This is a genomic window from Amycolatopsis sp. Hca4 (genome assembly GCF_013364075.1).
Classification (GTDB): domain Bacteria; phylum Actinomycetota; class Actinomycetes; order Mycobacteriales; family Pseudonocardiaceae; genus Amycolatopsis.
This window is the reverse complement of sequence record NZ_CP054925.1, coordinates 4,095,716-4,118,557: the sequence shown is the minus strand read 5'-3', so window position 1 is coordinate 4,118,557 and position 22,842 is coordinate 4,095,716. Positions and strand designations below refer to the sequence as shown.

Below are 22,842 nucleotides of genomic sequence, written 5' to 3'. Positions count from 1 at the left end.
AGGTGAGCGCATGATCAAGCCTGCTCCCACTGTCGGCCCCCGATGCGTGGCCGGCCTCGCGCCCCGCACCGCCCCGGTACCTGCCGCTGGGCCGGTGATTTCACCGCCCGCCGGTGTTCCGAGGGCCGCAGGTTCGGTCGGCTCGGCGGTACTCACCGCGCCCCGAACCGCTCCGGCGACCCTCGCCGCCCACCTCCACTCGACCACCCCGCCGACCCGGAAGGTGAGCGCATGATCAACCCCGCTCCCACCACCGGCACCCGACGCGCGGCCGACCCCGCGCCCCACACCGCCCCGGCAACCCCCGCCACCCACCCCCACCCGACCACCCCGCCGACCCGGAAGGCGAGCGCATGACCGACGTCTACATCCTCGACGCGATCCGCACCCCGTTCGGCCGCTACGGCGGCGCGCTCGCCGGCGTCCGTCCCGACGACCTCGCCGCCGGAGTCCTCAAAGCGCTCCAGCAGCGCAACGACCTCGACCCGTCCACAGTGGACGAAGTCACCCTCGGCGACGCGAACGGCGCCGGCGAGGACAACCGCAACGTCGCCCGCATGGCCGCCCTGCTCGCCGGCTGGCCCACGACCGTCCCCGGCAGCACGGTCAACCGCCTCTGCGGCTCCGGCCTCGACGCCGCGATCCAGGCCAGCCGCGCGATCCAGACCGGCGACGCCTCCCTCGTCGTCGCCGGCGGTGTCGAGTCCATGACCCGCTCGCCGCTCGTCATGCCCAAGCCCGAGAAGGCGTTCCCCTCCGGCAACCAGACCCTCTACAACACGGCCCTCGGCTGGCGCATGGTCAACCCGGCCATGCCGGCCCAGTGGACGATCTCCCTCGGCGAGTCCACCGAGCAGCTCGCCGAGCGCTACGGCATCGGCCGCGACGAGCAGGACGCCTTCGCCGCCCGCAGTCACGTCAACGCCGCCAAGGCGTGGGATGACGGCTTCTACGACGACCTGGTCGTCCCGGTCGAGGGCGTCGACCTGGCCCGCGACGAAGGCATCCGCCCGGACTCCAGCCCCGAGAAGCTCGCCAAGCTGAAGCCCGTCTTCCGTAAGGGAAACGGCACCGTCACGGCCGGCAACGCCTCCCCGCTCAACGACGGCGCCTCCGCCCTCCTCCTCGGCGACGAAGCAAGCGCGAACCGCCTGAACAAGACCCCGCTGGCCCGCATCGCCGGCCGCGGCGCGGCGGGGGTCGACCCGGACGTCTTCGGCATCGGGCCGGTGCGCGCGGCCGAGATCGCCCTCGAACGCGCGGGCATCGGCTGGGACGACCTGGCGGCGGTCGAGCTCAACGAAGCGTTCGCCGCGCAGTCGCTGGCCTGCCTGCGCGACTGGAAGGACCTCGACCCGGAGATCGTGAACACCCACGGCGGCGCGATCGCCATCGGGCACCCGCTCGGCGCGTCCGGCGGCCGGATCCTCGGCACCCTGGCGCACGACCTGCACCGCCGCGGCGGTGGCTGGGGCCTGGCCGCCATCTGCATCGGCGTCGGCCAGGGCCTGGCCGTCGTCCTCGAAGGCCGGTAAAGGAGAGAAACGTGGCCACTCCGACCGAATTCAGGCTGCCGCGCTACGGGGAAGACCCCGAAGGCACCCACCCGCCGCTCGACTCCAGCGGCTACCGCTCCACGGCGCTGCGGCACCCGAAGCAGGACCTCGTCCTGCTCCCGCAGATGCTCACCGAGGTCACCGGCCCGCTGCTCGGCCCCGGCCGTCTCGGCGAGCACGACAACGACCTCACCCGGCAGCACGCGGGCGAGCCGCAGGGCCAGCGCATCATCGTCACCGGGCGGCTCCTCGACGGCGACGGCCGTCCGGTGCGCGACTCGCTCGTCGAGATCTGGCAGGCCAACGCGGGCGGCCGCTACCGGCACACCGGCGACCGCTGGCCCTCGCCGCTCGACCCGAACTTCGACGGCGTCGGCCGCACCCTGACCGACAGCGACGGCCGCTACACCTTCACCACCATCAAGCCCGGCGCGTACCCGTGGAAGAACCACGACAACGCCTGGCGCCCGGCGCACATCCACTTCTCGGTGTTCGGCTCGGCCTTCACCCAGCGGCTGGTCACCCAGATGTACTTCCCGGACGACCCGCTGTTCTCCCAGGACCCGATCTTCAACTCGATCCCGGACGAGAAGGCCCGGCAGCGGATGGTCTCGCGCTACGACCACGACATCACGCAGGCCGAATGGGCGCTCGGGTTCCAGTTCGACATCGTGCTGCGCGGGCGCGACGCGTCGGTGTTCGAAGAGGAAGAGGACGACGACGAATGACCGAGCTGCTGCCCACCCCTTCGCAGACCGTCGGCCCGTACCTGTCGATCGGCCTGCCCTGGCCCGACGGCCCGCACGTCGTGCCCGAGGGCACGCCCGGCGCGTTCTGGATCCGCGGGACCGTCCGCGACGGCAACGGCGACCCGATCCCGGACGCCATGATCGAGACCTGGCAGGCCGACCCGGACGGCGGCTTCCGCCACCCGGACGACCCGCGCGGCACGGCGGACGGCGAGTTCCGCGGCTTCGGCCGCTGCCCGACCGAAGCCGACGGCACCTACGGCATCCTCACCGTGCTCCCGGGCGTGGTGCCCGGTGAGGGTGGCGCCACCCAGGCGCCGCACATCGACGTCTCGGTGTTCGCGCGCGGTCTGCTGAACCGGGTCGTCACGCGGATCTACTTCGAGGATCAGGACAACGCGGCCGACCCGGTGCTGGCGACGGTGCCGGAGGAGCGGCGCGGCACGCTGATCGCGGCGAAGACCGGAGACGGCTACCGCTTCGACATCCGGCTGCAGGGGGACGGCGAGACCGTCTTCTTCCGGCTATGAGCGCCGTGAAGCCGCACTGGGTCGCGGAGGGCCCCGAAGACGGGCCGGTGGTCGTGTTCGGCGGGTCGCTCGGCAGTGACCTGCGGATGTGGGAACCGCAGGTCGCGCCGCTGGCGGAGCGCGGCTTCCGGGTGGTCCGGTACGACACGCGCGGCCACGGCGCGTCGCCGGTCCCGCCGGGGCCCTACGAGCTCGAAGACCTGGGCGCCGACGTCCTGGCGCTGCTCGACGAGCTCGGTGTCGAGCGGGTGCACCACGTGGGTCTCTCGCTCGGCGGCATGACGGGGATGTGGCTGGGCATCCACGCGCCCGAGCGGATCGCCAGCCTCGTGCTGTGCTGCACGTCCGCGAAGTTCGGCCCGCCGTCGATGTGGGCGGAGCGGGCCCGCACGGTCCGCGCCGAGGGCACCGCGGCGGTGGCCGACGCGGGGGTGAGCCGCTGGCTGACGCCGGGGTACCGCGAACGCCACCCGGACCGGGCCGAGTTCCTCCGCGCGATGATCGCGGCGGTCCCGGCCGAGGGCTACGCGGCCTGCTGCGGCGTGATCGAGCGGATGGACCTGCTGGAGCTGCTGCCCAAGGTCACCGCACCCACCCTCGTCATTGCGGGCGCCGAGGACCCGGCGACATCGCCGGCCGAGCACGCGCGGCCGATCGCCGAGGGCATCCCCGGCGCCCGGCTGGAGGTCGTGGCCGACGCCGCGCACCTGGGCAGTTACGAGCAGCCGGGCGAGTTCACCCGGCTGATCCTGGATCACTTGGAGCGAGCGTGACGGACCGCCACGAGCAGGGCATGAAGGTGCGGCGCGAGGTGCTCGGCGACGAGCACGTCGACCGCGCGGTCGCGGGCACCACGGACTTCAGCCGCCCGTTCCAGGACTACATCACCGAGGGCGCGTGGGGCTCGGTGTGGGCCCGCGACGGCCTGGACCGCCGTACGCGCAGCTGCGTGACACTGGCGGCGCTGACGGCGCTGCACGCGCACAACGAGCTGGCGATGCACGTCCGGGCGGCGGTCCGCAACGGACTGACGGCGGCGGAGATCGGCGAAGTGCTGCTGCACACGGCGGTGTACGCGGGCGCACCGGCGGCGAACGCGGCGTTCGCCATCGCCCAGCGCACCCTGGCCGAGCTCGGCGAGCCGAGCGCGGTGCCGAAGGACGCCGGATAAGGTGCCGGGCATGGACGTGACGAGGCCGCAGTTCGACGTCCGCCTGGACGACGAGCCGGCGCACCGTGGTGCCCACCACGTGCAGTCGCTGGAGCGCGGGCTGGCGGTGATCAAGGCCTTCCACGCGGGCGCGTCCGAGCTGACCTTGAGCGACGTGGCCCGGGCGACGGGCCTCACCCGCGCGGCGGCGCGGAGATTTCTGCTCACACTGGCCGACCTGGGCTACGTCCGCACCGACGGCAAGTACTTCTCGCTGACGGCCCGGGTGCTGGAGCTGGGCTACGCGTACCTGTCGAGCATGACGCTGCCGGAGGTGGCCCAGCCGCACCTGGAGCACCTGTCGGCGCGGGTGCACGAGTCGAGCTCGGTCTCGGTGCTGGAGGGCACGGACATCGTGTACGTGGCCCGGGTGGCGGTCTCCCGGATCATGACGGTGAGCATCAACGTGGGCACGCGGTTCCCGGCGCACGCGACCTCGATGGGCCACGTCCTCCTGGCCGGGCTCGCGGAGGAGGAGCGGGAGGAGTACTTCCGCGTGGCGAGCCTGGACCGCCTGACCGACCACACGGTGACGACCCCGGGCCACCTGCGCACGGAGCTGGCCAAGGTGGCGGACCAGGGCTGGGCGATGGTGGACCAGGAACTGGAGGAAGGCCTCCGCTCGGTCGCGGCCCCGATCCGAGGCCGAACGGGCCAGGTGGTGGCGGCGGTCAACCTGTCGACCCACGCAAGCCGCACCACGGCGCACTCGGTGGAGAAGGACCTGGTCCCGCCGCTGCTGGAGACGGCCCGCGCGATCGAGGCGGACTTGGCCATCGGAGCCTCGGACCGCGCCCGTGGCTGACCCGGGCGCGACGAGCCCCGGCCCGGCGGAGGCAGGGGAGCGAATCCGCCGGAGGGAGCCGCAACTCGGACCGGCCCCGGGGACGTTGGCCGGGATGCTGCGTCGTGCCGGGCGGGGCCCGGGGGCGTCGGCCAAGGTGCTGCGTCGTGCCGAGCTGGTTCCGGGGGCGTTGGCAGAGCGGCTGCGTCGTGCCGAGCCGGGAGTTTCCTCGTGACCCGGCCCCCCGTCGCCGGTCTCCTCCTCGCCGCCGGGGCCGGGCGGCGGTTCGGCGGGCCGAAAGCCCTCGTCCAGGTCGACGGTGAACCCCTCGTCCTCCGCGCCCTCCGCACCCTCACCGCCGCCGGGTGCAGCCCGGTCCGGGTTGTCGTCGGGGCCGCCGCCGAGCAGGTTCGTTCCCTTCTGCCCGACCCGGCCCTCGCCGTCACCGCCGATGACTGGGCGACCGGCATGGGTGCCTCCCTGCGCGCCGGCCTGACCGCCCTCGGCACCGGACCCGTCGCCGCGCTCGTTCACCTCGTCGATCTGCCCTGGGTCGGCCCGGACATCCTCACCCGCGTCGCCGCCCACGCCGCCCCCGACACCGTTGCCCGTGCGGCCTACGAGGGCGTTCCCGGCCATCCCGTCCTGCTCGGCCGTCGGTGGTGGGCGGACGTCGCCGGAAGCGCTCAAGGCGACCGCGGCGCCCGCGACTGGCTCGCCACCCGCGAAGACCTCACCCTCGTCGAGTGCGGTGACCTCGGCAGCGGCCGGGACGTCGACCGCCCCGGTGATCTGGCGAACCCCGGCTGAGCACCTACGATCGACAGCGTGACGGACTCGCCCGAAACCCTCGCCGCCGCGCTCGAAGCGACCGGTTACCTCGCCGATGACGGGCTCGCGACCGCCGGCTTCCTCGCCCTGCGGATGGGCCGCCCGCTCTTCTGCGAAGGCGAGCCCGGCACCGGCAAGACCTCCCTCGCCCTGGCGCTGGCCACCGCCCTCGAGCGGCCGCTCGTGCGCCTCCAGTGCCACGAAGGCATCGACGCCGCCCAGGCCCTCTACGAATGGGACTTCCCCCGCCAGCTGCTGCACCTGCGCGCCCTCGAAGCGGCCGGGGACGGCGGTCTCGACGTCGAGGCCGCGGAGCGCTCCCTCTACACCGAGCGGTTCCTGCTGGCCCGGCCGCTGCTGCAGGCCCTGATCAGCGCCCCGTGCGTGCTGCTCATCGACGAGATCGACCGCGCCGACGACGAGTTCGAAGCCTTCCTCCTGCAGCTGCTCGACGAACACGCCGTGACCATTCCCGAATACGGCGAGGTCCGCGCCGAACAGCCGCCGCTGGTGGTCCTCACCTCGAACCGGACGCGCGAAGTCCACGACGCGCTGAAACGCCGCTGCCTCTACCACTGGCTCGAACACCCGGACCTGGTTCGGGAGGTCGAGATCCTGCGCCGTAGGATCCCGCGGGTAAGTGCAGCTCTGGCTCGGCAGATCGCTGAAGCGGTGCATCGGCTCCGCGAGATGGATCTGCTGAAACCACCGGGAGTGGCGGAGTCCCTCGATTGGGCGCGGGCTCTCTTGACTCTTCAGCGTGACGAGCTGGACGCGGCGACGGCGGCACGCACGCTCGGAGCCGTCCTGAAATACAGCGAAGACCTCGACCGGGTCAGGGCGAAGCTCGACGCCTTGTTCGCCTGACCACCCGGGTCGGGGGACCGGGTTGGGTCGAGGCGAGGGAGTACCTTCGGATGAGCGTGGCGGAGACGACGGACACGAGACCGCCGTCCGATGCGGAGCCGGAGCGGCCGGGCCCGGCCGGGACAGCGACCGCGCGCCGGGACTGGCGGGGCAGGCTTGCCGCGGTCGCCGCGGTGCTCGGCGGCACGGCCCTGATCGCCGTGCACGCCAGCTTCTACGGGCACTGGCTGATCGACGACTCGGCCATCACGTTCGCCTACTCGCGCAACCTGGCCGACGGCTTCGGGCCGGTGCTCCAGCCCGGCGCCGCGCCGGTCGAGGGGTACTCGAACCCGACCTGGATGGTCCTGATCGCCCTCGGCAAGCTGGTCGGCCTCTTCGACCACGGGACGCTCTTCGGCGTCAACGACCAGATCCTCTTCCCGAAGGCGCTCGCGCTGCTCTGCTGCGCCGCCGTCCTCGTGCTCTTCTACTTCGGCGCGAAGGTGCTCAGCCGCCGCCCGGCGCTGATCACCTTCGTCGCCGGGGCCGCGCTCGCCGCGATCCCGTCCTTCGTCATCTGGTGCTTCTCCGGGCTGGAGAACTCCTTCTACGCGCTGACGGTCGCCGCGCTCGCGGTGGTCATCGTGCGCGCGGTCCACAGCGGACGGCTTCTCGACACCCAGGTCGCCGTCGGCACCGGGCTGATCGCGATGCTGGCCGCGCTGACCCGGCCCGACGGCATCATCTACGCCGGTGCCTACCCGATCGCCGTGCTGCTGTTCCTCAAGCGGGAGCTGCTCGGCCGGAGCGTGCGCGCGGTCGTCTTCTCCGTCGTCGGCTTCGCCGTCCCGTATGGGGCGTACATGGTCTTCCGCTGGTTCGAATTCGGCCGGCTGGTCCCGAACACCGCCGTCGCGAAGGGACAGGAGCCGCCGACCGTCGAGGACCTCGCCCGTCCCGGCGAGATCGTCTCCTACGTCGGCTGGCTGATCGTCGCGGTCGCCGTCGCGTGCCTGGTCATGCTGATGGTCCGGCCGTCGCGGCTGCGCACCGGGCTGATCGCCCTGATGGTGCCGTTCGGCCTCACCGTGGTCGCCTACATCGTGCTCGAGTTCGACTGGATGGGGCAGCTGCGGTTCGCCACCCCGGTCTGGACGCTCGGTGCCTTCGGCGGCGCGATCGTGGTCGTCGAGGCGCTGGCCGCGGCCCGGCTGCGCGGCCGGATCGCGCTCGCCTGCCTGCTGGTGGTGGCGCTGATCAGCTCGGTGAGCGGGCTCTACGACCAGGGCACGTCCTACCGCGCCAACGTCAAGACCGCGTTCTGCATCGTCGCCGAGCGCGACGCCCGGACCATCAACGGCCTCGCGGACATCCTCAAGCTCCCCGACTCCGCCCAGGTCGGCCTGATCGACCTCGGCGGGACGTCGCTGGGCAGCCGCCTGCGGGTGCTCGACCTGGCCGGCCTCGGCGACAAGCAGGTCGCCGACTACCTGCACGAGTCCGACGTGACCGGGGTCCGCAACTACGTCTTCAACCAGGAGAAGCCCGAGCTGATCACGTTCATCGGCTCGTGGATCACCACCCTGGGCTTCGACAAGGACCCGCGGTTCGAGAGCGAATACGCGACGATCTTCGTCAACCCGCCGATCGGCAACCTGACCATCGATTCGCGCAACTGGGTCAGCTACCACGTCCGGCGCGACCTGTTCGACGACGCGAAGCTGGCCGAACTCAAGGCGTACACCCAGAAGACGCTGCCGCCGGTACTGGAACTCAACAAAACCGCAGGCCTGCGCGGCTGCGCGAACATCCAGCCCGGCTTCAAGGCCGCCGCCTGACCGCAGTACCCCGGCGCCCGCCTCGACGGTCCACAAAGGACCGTCGAGGCGGGCGTTTTTAATTGCGTTGCCGCCCGCGGCGCACTCGGGCATTCTTTTCCCCAGCACAGCACGCCACACCGAGAGGAGGAGATCGTGACCCGACGGCCAGACCGGAACCTCTGCGGCGCGATCTCCCGCGTTCGCTGAAAATCCCCTTTCTTTCCGAAGGCTCTTCGCGCCCACCCGCCGCTACCTTGGGTCGGCCGCGGCGAAGAGCGCGGTCTGCGCGCCCGTCCGGGGAGGGGCGTGTGCGCAGACCGCCCTTGTCCCGGTAGCTCAGCAGGACAGAGCGCGGCGCTACGAACGCCGAGGTCCGAGGTTCGACTCCTCGCCGGGACGCCGAACAGGCGCACAATGGATGCATGACCACCGTCGCCGATCCCGTCGCCGGGTACGCCGGGTTCGCCGCCGCGTTGCGCGAAGCCGGTGTGGCCTGCGATGCGCACCGCGTGCAGGCGTACCTCACCGCCGTGGCGGAGATCGACGTCGCCGAGCCCACCCAGCTGTACTGGGCCGGGCGGCTCACGCTCTGCTCCAGCCCGGACGACCTGCCGTGCTACGAAGAAGCCTTCAGCCAGTGGTTTTCCATCGAGACCAGCACCCCGCGCCGCGCGACGACGGCCGCGCCCAAGCAGGCCAGGATCGCCCCGCTCGGGGAAGCCGGCGGTGGTGACGGTGAGGGCGGCGAAGGCCAGGACCAGCTGAAAGTCGCCGCCAGCGCCCACGAAGTCCTGCGTCACCGCGACCTCGCCGAACTCACCACCGCCGAGCGCGAACACCTTCGCGAACTGCTGGCCAGCCTCAAGCCTGTCCTCCCGAAGCGCCCGGCCACCCGGCGGACGCCGTCCCGGCGCGGGCGGCTCGACCCGTCGCGCACGCTCCGCGCCATGCTGGCCAGCGGCGGCGAACCCCTCAAGCTCGTGCACGCCCGCCGCGGCAACCGACCGCGACGGGTCGTTCTGCTCATCGACGTCTCCGGCTCGATGAGCCCGTACGCCGACGCCCTCCTACGGTTCGCCCACGTCCTGACGCGGGCCGCGCCACCGTCCGTCGAGGTGTTCACGCTCGGCACCCGGCTCACCCGGGTGTCGCGCCAGCTGCGGCAGCGCGACCCGGAGCGCGCGATGCTCGCCGCGGGCGCGGCCGTGCCGGACTTCGCCGGCGGCACCCGGCTGGGGGAGACGCTCCAGGCGTTCCTCGACCGCTGGGGCCGGCGCGGCGTGGCGCGCCGCGCGGTGGTCACGGTGTTCTCCGACGGCTGGGAACGCGGCGACACCGGCCTGCTCGGCGAACAGCTCGCGCACCTGCGCCGGCTCGCGCACGCCGTATTCTGGGTGAATCCGCACGCCGGCCGTGCGGGCTACGCTCCGGTCCAGTCGGGCATCGTGGCCGCGCTGCCCCACATCGACCGGCTCCTGGCCGGGCACACCCTGGCCACCTTGGAACGACTGCTCGGGGAGATTTCCGATGCGTGACGTACTGGACGACGTGTTCCGCCGCTGGTCCGCGGGCGAGACCGTCGGGCTCGGCACCGTGGTCGCCACCTTCTCGTCGGCGCCGCGCGCGCCGGGCGCCGCGATGGTCGTCGCGCCGGACGGCACCGTCGCCGGCAGCGTGTCCGGCGGCTGCGTCGAGGGCGCGGTCTACGAACTGGCGCAGGAGGTCGTCGCCGAGCGCAAGCCGGTGCTGCAGCGGTACGGCGTCAGCGACGACGACGCCTTCGCGGTCGGCCTGACCTGCGGCGGGATCATCGACATCTACGTCGAGCACGTCGACCGCACGTCGATGCCGGAGCTCGGCGACGTCGTCGCGTCGGTCCGCGGCGGCGAGCCGGTCGCGGTCGTCACGATCATCGAGCACGAGCGCGAAGGCCTGGTCGGCGAGCACATGATCGTCTGGCCGGACCGCACCGCGGGCTCGCTGGGCTCGTCGCGGATGGACGACGCGGTGGCCGACGACGCGCGCGGCCTGCTGGCCAGCGGCCGCACCGGCACCCTGCACTACGGCCCGGACGGGCAGCGCCGCGGCGAGGGCATGGCGGTGTTCGTCAACTCGTTCGAGCCGCCGCCGCGGCTGCTGGTCTTCGGCGCGATCGACTTCGCCGCCGCGATGGCCCGCATGGGCGCCTACCTCGGCTACCAGGTCACGGTCTGCGACGCGCGGCCGGTGTTCGCCACCACCAGCCGGTTCCCGGACGCGCACGACGTCGTCGTCGACTGGCCGCACCGGTACCTGCAGGCGGAAGCGGACGCGGGCCGGATCGACCAGCGGACGGCGATCGCGGTGCTGACCCACGACCCGAAGTTCGACGTGCCGCTGCTGGAGGTGGCGCTGCGCCTGGACGTCGGGTACGTCGGCGCGATGGGGTCCCGCAAGACCCACGACGACCGGTTCGCGCGGCTGCGCGAGGCCGGGATCACCGAGGCGGAGCTGGAAAGGCTGGCGTCGCCGATCGGTCTCGACCTCGGCGCGCGCACGCCGGAGGAGACGGCCGTGTCGATCGCCGCGGAGATCATCGCGCTGCGGTGGGGCGGCGGCGGGAAGCGGCTCGCCGAGCTCTCGGGACGGATTCACGGCTGACTGATCCAGCCGGCCGATAAAGTTCACCCATCCGGAACTCCGCACCTTCGGAGTTGCGTCGCGTTTGCACGCGTATCTGCGGAACGGGTAGTTGAACGTGTGACATCAGGGCTTGTCGACGCGAAGGGCGCGTAGCACGCTCGGGGTTTGTGAGCCCGATCACGGTCGGGCAGGCCGATTCCGAGCCGGCTTTTGGAGGCCTGATGCGCATCACCGTCACCGTCGACGGGACCAAGTACACCGACGAAGTCGAACCCCGCACCCTCCTCGTGCACCACCTACGGGAAAAACTCGGGAAGGTCGGCACCGTCGTCGGCTGCGACACCAGCAACTGCGGCGCCTGCACCGTCCACCTCGACGGGCACAGCGTGAAGTCCTGCTCCGTGCTGGCCGTGCAGGCCGACGGCTGCGAGGTCACCACCATCGAAGGCCTCGCCCGCGACGGGCAGCTGCACCCGGTGCAGAAGGCCTTCAACGACAACCACGCGCTGCAGTGCGGGTTCTGCACCCCCGGCATGATCATGCAGTCGATCGACCTCCTGGCCGACAACCCGGACCCGGACGAACAGGCCGTCCGCGAAGGTCTCGAAGGCAACCTCTGCCGCTGCACCGGCTACCAGAACATCGTCCGCGCGGTCCGCGACGCCGCCCAGCACATGAGCCCCGGCGCCGGACCCGAAGCCGAGCGGATCACCGAAACCAAGCACGTCGGCGTGGGTGGTGACTGATGACCGCGACGATCGAACCGGAGGTCGGCAAGGCCCGCCGCCGCAAGGAGGACGAGCGGCTGATCACCGGCCGCACCCGCTGGACCGACAACATCACGCTGCCCGGAATGCTGCACATGGCGGTCCTGCGCAGCCCGTTCGCGCACGCCAAGATCGTCTCGATCGACACGTCCGCGGCGAAGAGCGCGTCCGGGGTCGTCGCCGTCTACACCGGCAAGGACCTCGACCCGGACGGCGCGATCGGCATGCCCTGCGCCTGGCCGATCACGCCCGACATGAAGGCACCGCGCCGTCCCGTCCTCGCGTCCGACACGGTGAACTTCGCCGGTGAGGGCGTCGCGGTCGTCGTCGCGCGGACGTCCGCCGAAGCGCACGACGCGCTCGAGGAGATCGACGTCGAGTACGACGAACTGCCGGTCATCCTCGACATGGAAGCCGCGATCGCGGATGGGGCTTCTCTCGTCCACGAGGACCTGGGCACCAACACGAGCGCGGTCTGGAAGTTCGACTCGGGCGAGGCAGGCACCGGCGGCAACGTCGAGGACGCGATCAGCTCGTCGGAGGTCGTGCTCAAGCGCCGCTTCCGCCAGCAACGGCTCGTCCCGGCGTTCATGGAGCCGCGCGCCTGCGTCGTCGACCCGACCGGCACGCAGATCACCATGTGGGCGGCCACCCAGGTCCCGCACATCCTGCGCGTGATGTCGGCGCTGACGCTCGGCATCCCCGAGCACAAGCTGCGGGTGATCGCCCCGGACGTCGGTGGCGGCTTCGGCGGCAAGATCGGCGTCCTGCCCGAAGAGATGATGTCGCTGCTCGTCGCGCAGAAGCTCGGCAAGCCGGTCAAGTGGAACGAGTCGCGGTCGGAGACCATGCTCGCCGCGCACCACGGCCGCGACCAGATCCAGGACATCACCATCTCGGCGACCCGCGACGGCCAGGTCACCGGTCTCAAGGTCGAGCTGCTCGCCAACCTCGGCGCGTACAACGGCCTGGTCGGGCCGGGCGTGCCGATCCTCGGCGCGTTCATGTTCAACGCGATCTACAAGATCCCGGCGTACCACTTCGCGTGCACCAACGTGTACACGACGACCACGCTGACCGACGCCTACCGCGGCGCCGGCCGCCCGGAGGCGACGTTCGCGATCGAGCGGATCATGGACGAGCTGGCCGTCGAGCTCGGCATGGACCCGCTGGAACTGCGCGAGAAGAACTGGATCAAGCACGAGGAGTTCCCGTTCACGACCGTGTGCGGGCTGACCTACGACTCGGGCAACTACGAGGCCGCCACCGAGAAGGCCAAGCAGCTCTTCGACTACGACGGCCTGCGCGCCGAGCAGGAGAAGCGCCGCGCGTCGAAGGACAAGGTCCAGCTCGGCATCGGCATCTCGACGTTCACCGAGATGTGCGGGCTCGCGCCGTCGCGGGTGCTCGGCTCGCTCGACTACGGCGCCGGCGGCTGGGAGTACGCGTCGATCCGGATGCTGCCCACCGGCAAGGTCGAGGTGACGACGGGTGCGTCCGCGCACGGCCAGGGCCACGAAACGGCGTGGAGCCAGATCGTCGCCGACCAGCTCGGCGTCGCGTTCGAGGACGTCGAAATCCTGCACGGCGACACCCAGTCGTCGCACAAGGGCATGGACACCTACGGCTCGCGGTCGCTCGTGGTCGGCGGGATCGCGGTCATCAAGGCCGCGGAGAAGGTGGTCGCGAAGGCCAAGCCGATCGCCGCGCACCTGCTCGAATGCGCCGAGGACGACCTCGAGTTCGCCGGCGGCAAGTTCACGGTGAAGGGCACGGACACGTCCACGACGCTGGCCGACGTGGCGCTCGCGGTGTTCGCGGCGCACAACCTGCCCGACGGCGTCGAGCCGTCGCTCGACTCGGACGCGACGTTCGACCCGGAGAACTTCTCGTTCCCGCACGGCACGCACCTGTGCGCGGCCGAGGTGGACACCGAGACGGGCCGGGTCAAGCTGCGCTCGTACGTCTGCGTCGACGACGTCGGCGTCGCGGTGAACCCGCTGATCGTCGAAGGCCAGGTGCACGGCGGGCTCGCGCAGGGCATCGCGCAGGCGTTGTTCGAGGGCACCGAGCACGACGAAAGCGGCACGCTGACGACCGGCACGTTCGCCGACTACCTGCTGCCGTCGGCGGCCGACCTCCCGTCGTTCACCACCGACCGCACGGAGACACCGGCGACGTCCAACCCGCTCGGCGCCAAGGGCGTCGGCGAGGCGGGCACCATCGCGTCCACCCCGGCGGTGGTCAACGCGGTGGTCGACGCCGTGCGCCAGTTCGGCGTGAACGACATCGAGATGCCGCTGACCCCGATGCGGGTCTGGCACGCCATCCAGCACGGCACCACCGACGCGGGCGGCCCCGGCCGCGGCGAAGCCGGTGGCGGCCTCGGTTCGATCGACGCCACCGGAGGTGCGCAGTGATCCCGGCTCCCTTCGACTACGTCCGCCCGTCCACAGTGGACGAAGCGGTGCAGGCACTGGCGGCGGCGGGCGAGGACGCCAAGGTGCTGGCGGGCGGGCAGAGCCTGCTGCCGGTGCTGCGGATGCGCCTGGCGGCGCCGACCACGCTGATCGACCTCGGCCGCGTCGCCGAACTGCGCGGCGTCCGCGAAGAGGGCGACGAGCTGGTGATCGGCGCGATGACCACGCACTACGACGTCCAGCGGGACGCGTTGGTGGCCTCGCACGCGGCGTTGCTCAAGGAAGCGACCGACACGGTGGCCGACCCGCAGATCCGCCACCGCGGGACGCTGGGCGGCGCGATCGCCCACGCCGACCCGGCCGGCGACCTGCTGGCGCCGGTGCTGGCGCTGGACGCGTCCCTGGTGCTGGCCGGGCCGGCGGGACGGCGCACGGTGCCGGCCGCGGAGTTCTTCCGCGACCTGTTCACCACCGCGCTGGCGCCGGACGAGCTGCTGGTCGAGGTCCGCATCCCCAAGCACACGGGGTGGCGGGCGCACTACGAGAAGTTCAACCGCGTCGCCCAGGCGTGGTCGATGGTGGCGGTCGCGGTCACCGTCCGTACCGAGGCGGGGGTGATCGAGGAGGCCCGGGTTGCGCTGACGAACATGGGCTCGACCCCCGTCCGCGCCTCGGGCGTCGAGGCGGCCCTGGTCGGCGTCCAGGCCTCGGCGGACGCGATCGCCGCGGCGGCTTCGCACGCGGCGGAGGGAACGAACCCGCCGGTGGACGGCAATGCCGACGTCGAGTACCGCCGCCACCTCGCGCAGGTCCTCACGGGCCGCGCCATCGCGGCGGCGGCGGCCGGCGCCTGAGGGAGTCCGGTTTCGCCCACCCGGGCCGCCGCCCGGCGGCTAGGGTGGGCACCGGACCCCCGTCGTCATCAGGAAGGAGGTCGGCCCGTGCGGCTCGACCACGAATTCACCGTCCCGGCGCCGATCGGCGAGGTCTGGCAGGCGGTCGTCGATCCGGAGCGAGTGGCCCCGTGCATGCCGGGAGCCACGTTGACCAAGGTCGAGGGTGACCGGTTCAGCGGAACGGTGAAGGTCAAGCTGGGGCCGATTTCCTTGCTGTACAAGGGCAACGGTGAGTTCCTGGAGAAGGACGAAGCGGCCCACAAGGTGACGATCAAGGCCTCGGGCAAGGACTCCCGAGGAGCGGGCACGGCGGCGGCGACGGTGACGCTGACGTTGACGGAGACGTCCACTGGAACCCACGGGTCGGTGGCGACGGACCTGGCGATCACGGGCAAGCCCGCCCAGTTCGGGCGGGGGCTGATCAGCGAGGTGGGCGGGAAGATCCTGGACACGTTCGCGGGGTGTTTGTCGGGCAAACTGACCCCGGCGGCGGCACCCGACGCATCTGCGGCCCCGGCAGCTTCGGAATCGACTGCCACTTCCGCGGCGGCTTCGGCTTCTGCGGCCTCGGGTTCGACTTCGAAATCGGCATCCGCGGCGAGCGCCGATCCGGCGGCATCCGCGGCGGCGGACCCTGCCCCGGCGGCCGCAGCCGATCCGGCGGCCAAGCCCCAGCCGAAGGTCAAGCCGGCCCCGACCACCCCGGAGATCAACACGGAGCCGAAGCCCAAGCCGGCGGCGGACCGCCCGGCACTGCACAGCGTCCCGGCACCCCCGGAGACCGAGGCAATCGACTTGCTCGACTACGCGGGGCAGTCGGTGCTCAAGCGGGTAGTCCCGGTCCTGGTCGCGATCGCCGCGGTGGTGGGCCTGGTGGCAGTCATCCGAGCCCTGCGCAAGTAAGCCACCCCGCCAACGGCTCGGCCAAACGCGCTTCAGCGATGGGTGCGGGCTGCGACGGTCCGCCTTGCGCGGGCGGCTGGGGTTGGGGTGCTCGCGCAGGCGGACTGAACCCGCGGAGATGGCTCGGCCGGCGCGCTTCGGTGAAGAGATTCGGGCTGCGTCGGTTCACCTTGCGCGGCCGGCTGGGGTTGGGAGTGCCCGCGCAGGTGGGCTGATCTCGCGGCGGCTCGGCCGGCGCGCTTCGGTGATGCCACGAAGAGGGGCGGCCACAGCGGCTCAAGTCGGCCTGCGGTGGTGGCGAGCTGCCCGGCTGTGACGGCTCCATCTGGGCTGGGGCTGCGTGGCGGGCCTCAGCGTCGGGCGGGTTGGGCGTGATCCGTTTGTGGGGCGCTGAGCTGTGGCTTTCTACCCTGCGCGGGTCTTTGGGCAGGGGTGTTGCCCGCAATTCGCCCGGACTGGCGACGGGCGTCGTTGGAACGGCTACGCTGGGCTACCTGGTTGGCTGAACTCTGCGCGAGGGGTACGTCACGATGCCGGTCCGTCACGTTTGTGGCTTCGGCTCTTGAGAGCCCAGGTCGCCGTGCGGCGGGGAGCGCTTTCCGCCTGGTCCGGGTGGCCTGCTCGGTGGGCGATGTGGGGTGGGGCGAAGACCCGCTGGATCGCCTATGCGCTCGGTTGTGAACTCGTCGCCGTCGTCGCTACCGGGGCTGCGCTGGCCGGGGGGTTCGGTGGACCCGTGCGGCCCGGGTGGTTTGCCGTGCTCGTGGCGCTCGGGGTGGCGCAGGCCGAGATGTCGCGGCGGATCGAGCGGTTGCGGCGGTGGATGAGCGGGCAGACGCACATCAACGTCACCTCCGTCTGGTACCTCGCCGGTGTCGTGCTGCTGCCGCCGGCTTGGGTGGCGCTGCTCGCCGTTGTGCTCTACACCCACCTGTGGGTGCGCGTGTGGCGTCAGGTGCGGACGCGGCCCGCGCACCGCTTCGTCGCGAGCACGGCCTGGGCGATGCTTTCCTGCTTCGCTGCTTCCTCCGTTCTTGCTGTTCTGGGCTTGCACGGGACGCCGTTGCAGACGCCGCGTGGGGTGTTCGCGCTGTGCCTGGCGGCCGCTGTTTTCGAGCTGGTCAACGTCGGCCTGGTGGCGGCCGGCATCTACCTCTACACCAGCCAGCGGTCGGCGGCCGACCTCGTCGGGACCTGGGAGGACAACGCTTTCGAGCTGGCGACCCTCTGCCTGGGCGGGCTCGCGGCCCTGGCGCTGGTCGAGCAGCCGGTGCTGGTGGTGTTCGTCGTGGCTCCCTTGCTGTTGCTGCACCGCTACCTGCTGCTGAAGCAGCAACTGCAGGTCACGGCCGTGACGGACGAGAAGACCGGGCTGCTCAACACCGCCGGGTGGCATGAAGCCGCGGCGCGGGAGCATGTCCGCGCCCAGCGCCGCGCCGGTGGGGGCTTTGCGGTGTTGATGATCGACTTGGACCACTTCAAGCGGATCAACGACACCTACGGGCACCTGACCGGCGACGACGTGCTGGCCGCCGTGGCGGTGGCGATCTCCGGTTCGGTGCGCCAGGGCGACACAGTGGGCCGGTTCGGGGGCGAGGAGTTCGTGGTGCTGCTGCCGGGCATCGGGCGCGCGGACGTGCTGGCGATCGCCGAGCGGGTGCGGGTGGCGGTGGGTGAGCTGAACGTGGTGATTTCGACGGGTGGCGGGACGGTTCGGGTGAGTGGCCTTTCGGTTTCGATCGGGGTGGCGCGGTATCCGGACGCGGGGCCGACGCTGGATAACGTTCTCCGCACCGCTGATGCGGCGTTGTATCGCGCCAAGGAGGCCGGTCGGAACCGGGTTGCCGTGTAGCACGGCCGGACGATGTTCGGAGGTGAGCCGGAGCGCGGCCAGGTGCTGACGCCGCCTGCGACGGGGCCAGCGCTGGCTCGGGGGCTTCCGGTGGGCACGTAGGTGCCGGGGGGCAGAGGTCATAGACGCCGGGGCACGGGCTTCCGGTGAAGAGACGCAGGCCGAACCGGGGTGCGCAGGTGCCCGGCGTCCGGGGGCCGGCTGGGTTTCCGGCGGCCCGGAGGCGCACGGGGAACCCGCCGGAGGCTAGGTGACTGGAGTCGGAACTCCGACGCTGTGATGGACGGCGCGAAATATGCCGGCGTGGTTGTTGTTGGACCCTCTATGGACCGCGCGGATCACGAGACCGATGTTGTGGTCGTCGGGGCTGGGCAAGCTGGCCTCTCTGCTGCCTACCACCTGCGGCGGGCGGGGTTTGCCAACCGCAGCGGGTTTGTTGTTCTCGATCACGGCAAGCGGGCCGGGGGTGCCTGGCAGTACCGGTGGCCGTCGCTCGTTCTCGGGAAAGTGCATGGCATTCATGATCTGCCCGGCATGGCCTTCGGTACTCCGGACGTGACGCGGCCCGCCTCCGAAGTCGTTTCCGAGTACTTTGCGCGCTTCGAAAGCGTTTACGACCTTCCCGTGCTTCGGCCCGTCGATGTGCAGTCCGTGACGCGGGCGGGGGACCGGCTGGTCGTCTCGAGCCCCGCCGAGTCGTGGGCCGCCAAGGCCGTTATCAGTGCCACCGGGACCTGGGACCGGCCCTTCTGGCCGCGCTATCCCGGACAGGAGACCTTCGCCGGGCGGCAGCTGCACACCGCCGACTACGGCGGGCCCGAAGACTTCCGCGGCCGGCGGGTCGTCGTGGTCGGCGGTGGGGCCTCCGCCGTTCAGCTGCTCATGGAGTTCGCCCCGCTCGCCCGCGCGACCGCCTGGGTCACGCGGCGGCCGCCCGTGTGGCGGGACGAGCCCTTCAGCGAGGACTGGGGACGCCACGCCGTCGCCAAGGTCGACGAACGGGTGCGGGCCGGGCTGCCGCCCGAAAGCGTGGTCAGCGTGACCGATCTGGCCGTGACGCCCGAAGTGCGGGCCGCCCGGGCCGCCGGGATCCTCGACCGGCGGCCGATGTTCGAGCGGATCACCCCGGACGGTGTCGTGTGGGCGGACGGCGAGCGCTTCGACGCCGACGTGATCCTCTGGGCCACCGGGTTCCGCGCGGCGATCGACCACCTCGCCCCGCTGCACATCCGCGAGCCCGGCGGCGGCATCCGCATGGACGGCACGCGGGTGGTGCTCGAACCACGCCTGCACCTGGTCGGGTACGGGCCCTCGGCGAGCACCGTCGGAGCCAACCGGGCCGGCCGGGCCGCGGTGGCGGAAATCCGGAAACTGCTGGGGTGACGGTCTTCGCCGGACGGTGACGGGGTGGGGTGCAGGGGTCATGAAAACCACGCTACCGAACATCTGTGCGAACACCATCGCTGAATCGGGTGATCATCGGAACCCGTTGTGCCGCAACGAAAGCCTCACGTCAGCGCCATCCCCGGCACCCGGGCCCGGATCGCCGCCATGGTCGCTTCGTCCGAGACGCCCTGCCAGTCGTACCGCGGCGTATAGGGCGCAGTGAGCGCGCGCACGTCGTCATCGCTGAGCGAGACGTCCAGCGAGGCCACCGCGTCGTCGATCTGCTCGATCGAACCCGCCCCGACCAGCGGCGCTGTGACGACCGGCTGCCGGTGCAGCCAGGCCAGGGCGATCGACGCGCGGCTCCCGCCGTGGTCCGCCGCCACCTTCCCGACCGCCGCCACGATCGCGCGGTTCGACTCCTCTTCCGCCGGCGAATACAGCAGGTCCGCGTAAGCCCCGTCGGTGCCGGCGCGGGCCGTCGCCTTCGCGTCGTCCCACGCCCGGGCCAGGCGGCCGCGGGCCAGCGGGCTCCAGACGATCGTGCCGACGCCCTCGTCCAGGCACAGCGGGATCATTTCGCGTTCTTCCTCGCGGGCCAGCAGGTTGTAGTGGTCCTGCATGGACACGAACCGCGCCCAGCCGTGCTGCTTCTGCAGGTGCAGGGCTTTGGCGAACTCCCACGCGAACATCGACGACGCACCCAGGTACCGCACCTTGCCCGCCTTGACCAGGTCGCTGAGCGCCTCGAGGGTCTCCTCCAGCGGCGTGTCGTGGTCGTTGCGGTGGATCTGGTAGAGGTCGATGTAGTCCGTGCCCAGCCGCCGCAGCGAGTGGTCGACCTCGGTCATGATCGCCTTGCGGGACAGTCCGCGGCCGTTCGGTCCCGGGCGCATCGGGTGCCGCAGCTTGGTGGCGATCACGACGTCGTCGCGGTCGGCGAAGTCCTTGAGCGCCCGGCCGAGGATCTCTTCGCTGGACCCGTTCGAGTACATGTTCGCGGTGTCGAAGAAGTTGATGCCCGCCTCGAGGGCGTGCTTGATCAGCGGCCGGGCCTGTTCCTCGCCGAGCGACCAGACGGGGTGACCGCGATCGGGCTCGCCGTAGCTCATCGCGCCGATCGCGACGGGGGAGACGTCCAGGCCGGTGGCGCCGAGCTTCACGTATTGCATGAGGTTCTCCTGGTGAAGGAACTCGCGGAGGATTCTCCGCATCTGAGAGCGAAACTAGCGGAGGATTCTCCGCATGTCAACGATGAGGCATGATCGGGGCATGACCGAGGGGACGTACGGCACCCAGCGCAAGGCCGCCGCGCGCAACCGCGTCGCGATCATCGAGGCCGCCCACGAGCTGTTCGCGGAGAACCCGCTGGTGCCGCTGAGCGAGGTCGCCAAGCGCGCCGGCGTCGGCGCCGGCACCCTCTACCGCCACTTCCCGACCCGCGAAGACCTGATCCTCGGCGCCTACCAGCACGACATCGAACGCCTCACGGCCACCGCCGACGAAGTGCTCGCCCGTCATTCCTCCGCCAAGGCCGCCTTCGTCGAGTGGTTCGAAACCCTCGCCGCCTACATCCGCATCAAGCACGGGCTCGGCGACGCGCTGCACAGCGCCGCGGCGCAGGAACTGATCAGCGCGTCGTGGGCACCCACCACCGAGGCGGTCGCGAAGCTCGTCGACGCGTGCGTGGCCGAGGGCACCATCGCGCCCGGCCACGACCCCGCCGACATCATCATGCTCATGAGCTTCCTGTGGCGCGTGGCGAACAACGAGGAGGGCGCGGCCCAGGGGCGTCGCCTGATCGCGGCCGTCTTCCAGGGCCTCCAGGTGCCGCCCGGCTGAGCGGATCCCGGCCCACGGAGCAGTGTTCCGCTCATCGGCACGTACTCTGAGCAGCGGAAACGGTGAAAAACTCACCCTCTTGACCGATTCAAGGGCAAGACAAGTCTTGTCAGCCCGATGATCGCCTCGTTACAGTCCGCTTAGTTAGGAAACTTTCCTAACAGTTTCACCTGACGCCGCAGCCCACCAGCCACCGCCAGGCCCGTAAGGAGCGCGACGTGCCGTCCACCCCACTACGCCCATTGGCCCGACTCACCCCGGTGATCGCCGCCGTGGTGCTGTTGCCGTCCGCGATCGCCGCGGCCGCCACCACCCAGGCCGCCGATGTCCTGCTGTCGCAGGGAAAACCCGTGGCCACCTCGACCGTCGAGAGCTCGTCCTACACCGGGGCGAAGGCCGTCGACGGCAGCACCACCACCCGCTGGGCCAGCGCCGAGGGCGCCGACCCGCAGTGGCTGCGGATCGACCTCGGCCAGTCCGCGACCATCCACCGCGTCGTCCTCAACTGGGAAGCCGCCTACGCCAAGAAGTACCGGATCGAGGTCTCCGACGACGGCACGTCGTTCACCACGGCCGCCACCGTCGACACCGGTGACGGCAAGATCGACGACCTCGGCGGCCTCACCGCCCGCGGCCGCTTCGTGCGCTTCGTCGGCCTCACCCGCGGCACGAGCTACGGTTACTCCTTCTGGGAGATGCAGGTCTTCGGCAGCACGGACTCCTCCGGCGACACGCAGGCCCCGACCACCCCGGTCGGCCTCACCGCGGGCACGGCGACCGCGACGAGCGTCCCGTTGACCTGGAGCGCGGCCACCGACAACGTCGGCGTCACCGGGTACGACATCCTCCGCGACGGCACGGTCGTCGCCACCAGCGCGACGACGTCCTACACCGACACCGGGCTCGCCCCGGCCACGAGCTACACCTACGCGGTGCGCGCCCGCGACGCCGCGGGGAACGTCTCGGCCGCCGGCACGCCGATCACGGTCAAGACCGCGGCCGGGAGCGCCGGGTTCGTCCTCGCCGCGGCCGGTGACATCGCCGAACAGTGCACCGCGAGCAGCTCCAGCTGCGTCCACCCCAAGACCGCGAAGCTCGTCGAGAACATGAACCCCGCGGCCGTGATCACCATGGGCGACAACCAGTACGACGAACCCACCCTGTCGGACTTCAAGAACTACTACGACAAGACCTGGGGCAAGTTCAAGAACATCACGCACCCGATCCCCGGAAACCACGAGTCCTACTCGAAGTTCACCGGCTACGAGCAGTACTTCGGCGCCATCGCCAAGCCGCAGGGGCAGCGGTACTACAGCTGGGAAATGGGCAACTGGCACTTCATCGCCCTCGACTCCAACGACTTCGTCACCCACGACGACTTCGCCGAGCCGCCCCAGATCACCTGGCTGAAGCAGGATCTCGCCAACAACAAGAAGGGCTGCGTCGCCGCGTACTACCACCACCCGCGGTGGAGCTCCGGTGACCACGGCGACAACATCGACAGCATCCAGCTGTGGAACCTGATGGTGGCCAACAAGGTCGACCTCGTCCTCAACGGCCACGACCACGACTACGAGCGGTTCGTCCCGCAGAACGCCGACGGCAAGGCCGACGCGGCAGGCCCGGTCGAGATCGTCGGCGGCTCCGGCGGCGCCAACCTGTACGACCTGAGCCCGGCGCACGCGACGACCGCCAAGCTGCTGAAGACCTTCGGCGTCCTGAAGCTGTCGATGACGGACACCACGTTCCAGACGCAGCTCATCGGCGTCGACGGCAAGGTCCTCGACAGCAGCCCGACCTACACCTGCCACTAGGAGGCCCGGGC

The 22,842-nt window shown here is 71.2% G+C and carries 20 protein-coding genes and 1 tRNA gene; 20 read left to right on the top strand and 1 reads right to left on the bottom strand.

Annotation, left to right across the window (positions count from 1 at the left end):
- The first annotated feature begins 353 nt into the window (after positions 1-353).
- The 18 genes from HUT10_RS17865 (at position 354) to HUT10_RS17780 (ending at position 19,172) form a co-directional block, all read left to right on the top strand.
- On the top strand, positions 354-1,535 hold the full coding sequence (locus tag HUT10_RS17865) for a thiolase family protein (protein WP_176172260.1): 1,182 nt from the start codon (positions 354-356) through the stop codon (positions 1,533-1,535).
- 11 nt (positions 1,536-1,546) lie between these two features.
- Positions 1,547-2,284 (top strand): protocatechuate 3,4-dioxygenase subunit beta, encoded by a 738-nt coding sequence (pcaH, locus tag HUT10_RS17860; protein WP_176172259.1) that lies wholly within the window; start codon positions 1,547-1,549, stop codon positions 2,282-2,284.
- Positions 2,281-2,835 carry a protocatechuate 3,4-dioxygenase subunit alpha gene (gene pcaG / locus HUT10_RS17855; protein WP_176172258.1) on the top strand — a complete coding sequence of 185 codons (555 nt, stop codon included), beginning with the start codon at positions 2,281-2,283 and terminating at the stop codon, positions 2,833-2,835. The genes pcaH and pcaG overlap by 4 nt, the downstream gene beginning before the upstream one ends.
- Positions 2,832-3,608 (top strand): 3-oxoadipate enol-lactonase, encoded by a 777-nt coding sequence (gene pcaD, locus HUT10_RS17850; RefSeq protein ID WP_176172257.1) that lies wholly within the window; start codon positions 2,832-2,834, stop codon positions 3,606-3,608. Before pcaG ends, pcaD begins: the two co-directional genes overlap by 4 nt.
- Positions 3,605-4,006: a 4-carboxymuconolactone decarboxylase gene (pcaC, locus tag HUT10_RS17845; RefSeq protein WP_176172256.1), complete on the top strand. Its 402-nt coding sequence runs from the start codon at positions 3,605-3,607 to the stop codon at positions 4,004-4,006. The genes pcaD and pcaC overlap by 4 nt, the downstream gene beginning before the upstream one ends.
- A gap of 10 nt (positions 4,007-4,016) precedes the next feature.
- On the top strand, positions 4,017-4,850 hold the full coding sequence (locus HUT10_RS17840; protein ID WP_176172255.1) for an IclR family transcriptional regulator C-terminal domain-containing protein: 834 nt from the start codon (positions 4,017-4,019) through the stop codon (positions 4,848-4,850).
- A 210-nt stretch (positions 4,851-5,060) separates the two neighbouring features.
- Positions 5,061-5,639 carry an NTP transferase domain-containing protein gene (locus tag HUT10_RS17835; protein WP_176172254.1) on the top strand — a complete coding sequence of 193 codons (579 nt, stop codon included), beginning with the start codon at positions 5,061-5,063 and terminating at the stop codon, positions 5,637-5,639.
- Between the two features lie 18 nt (positions 5,640-5,657).
- Positions 5,658-6,527 (top strand): MoxR family ATPase, encoded by an 870-nt coding sequence (locus HUT10_RS17830; protein WP_176172253.1) that lies wholly within the window; start codon positions 5,658-5,660, stop codon positions 6,525-6,527.
- Between the two features lie 50 nt (positions 6,528-6,577).
- Positions 6,578-8,347 carry a hypothetical protein gene (locus HUT10_RS17825; RefSeq protein ID WP_176172252.1) on the top strand — a complete coding sequence of 590 codons (1,770 nt, stop codon included), beginning with the start codon at positions 6,578-6,580 and terminating at the stop codon, positions 8,345-8,347.
- Between the two features lie 307 nt (positions 8,348-8,654).
- Positions 8,655-8,728 (top strand) — tRNA-Arg (locus tag HUT10_RS17820).
- 23 nt (positions 8,729-8,751) lie between these two features.
- On the top strand, positions 8,752-9,864 hold the full coding sequence (locus HUT10_RS17815) for a VWA domain-containing protein (RefSeq protein ID WP_176172251.1): 1,113 nt from the start codon (positions 8,752-8,754) through the stop codon (positions 9,862-9,864).
- A complete protein-coding gene (locus HUT10_RS17810) occupies positions 9,857-10,969 on the top strand; it encodes an XdhC/CoxI family protein (protein WP_176172250.1) in 1,113 nt (370 codons plus the stop codon). The genes HUT10_RS17815 and HUT10_RS17810 overlap by 8 nt, the downstream gene beginning before the upstream one ends.
- 203 nt (positions 10,970-11,172) lie before the next feature.
- A complete protein-coding gene (locus HUT10_RS17805; protein ID WP_176172249.1) occupies positions 11,173-11,697 on the top strand; it encodes a (2Fe-2S)-binding protein in 525 nt (174 codons plus the stop codon).
- On the top strand, positions 11,697-14,138 hold the full coding sequence (locus HUT10_RS17800) for a xanthine dehydrogenase family protein molybdopterin-binding subunit (protein ID WP_176172248.1): 2,442 nt from the start codon (positions 11,697-11,699) through the stop codon (positions 14,136-14,138). The genes HUT10_RS17805 and HUT10_RS17800 overlap by 1 nt, the downstream gene beginning before the upstream one ends.
- On the top strand, positions 14,135-14,992 hold the full coding sequence (locus HUT10_RS17795; RefSeq protein WP_176172247.1) for a xanthine dehydrogenase family protein subunit M: 858 nt from the start codon (positions 14,135-14,137) through the stop codon (positions 14,990-14,992). The genes HUT10_RS17800 and HUT10_RS17795 overlap by 4 nt, the downstream gene beginning before the upstream one ends.
- Positions 14,993-15,079: 87 nt before the next feature.
- Entirely contained in the window at positions 15,080-15,937 is an 858-nt protein-coding gene (locus HUT10_RS17790) for an SRPBCC family protein (protein WP_176172246.1), read from the top strand.
- Between the two features lie 757 nt (positions 15,938-16,694).
- Entirely contained in the window at positions 16,695-17,789 is a 1,095-nt protein-coding gene (locus tag HUT10_RS17785) for a diguanylate cyclase (protein WP_254896914.1), read from the top strand.
- Between the two features lie 324 nt (positions 17,790-18,113).
- Positions 18,114-19,172, top strand: a complete 1,059-nt coding sequence (locus tag HUT10_RS17780; protein ID WP_176177875.1) for an NAD(P)-binding domain-containing protein — start codon at positions 18,114-18,116, stop codon at positions 19,170-19,172.
- Between the two features lie 125 nt (positions 19,173-19,297).
- On the opposite strand, the gene HUT10_RS17775 is transcribed toward HUT10_RS17780, so the two are convergent.
- A complete protein-coding gene (locus HUT10_RS17775) occupies positions 19,298-20,347 on the bottom strand; it encodes an aldo/keto reductase (protein WP_176172244.1) in 1,050 nt (349 codons plus the stop codon).
- Between the two features lie 100 nt (positions 20,348-20,447).
- On the opposite strand from HUT10_RS17775, the gene HUT10_RS17770 reads away from it, so the two are divergent.
- A complete protein-coding gene (locus HUT10_RS17770; protein WP_176172243.1) occupies positions 20,448-21,017 on the top strand; it encodes a TetR/AcrR family transcriptional regulator in 570 nt (189 codons plus the stop codon).
- A 260-nt stretch (positions 21,018-21,277) separates the two neighbouring features.
- On the top strand, positions 21,278-22,831 hold the full coding sequence (locus HUT10_RS17765; protein ID WP_176177874.1) for a discoidin domain-containing protein: 1,554 nt from the start codon (positions 21,278-21,280) through the stop codon (positions 22,829-22,831).
- Positions 22,832-22,842 lie beyond the last annotated feature (11 nt).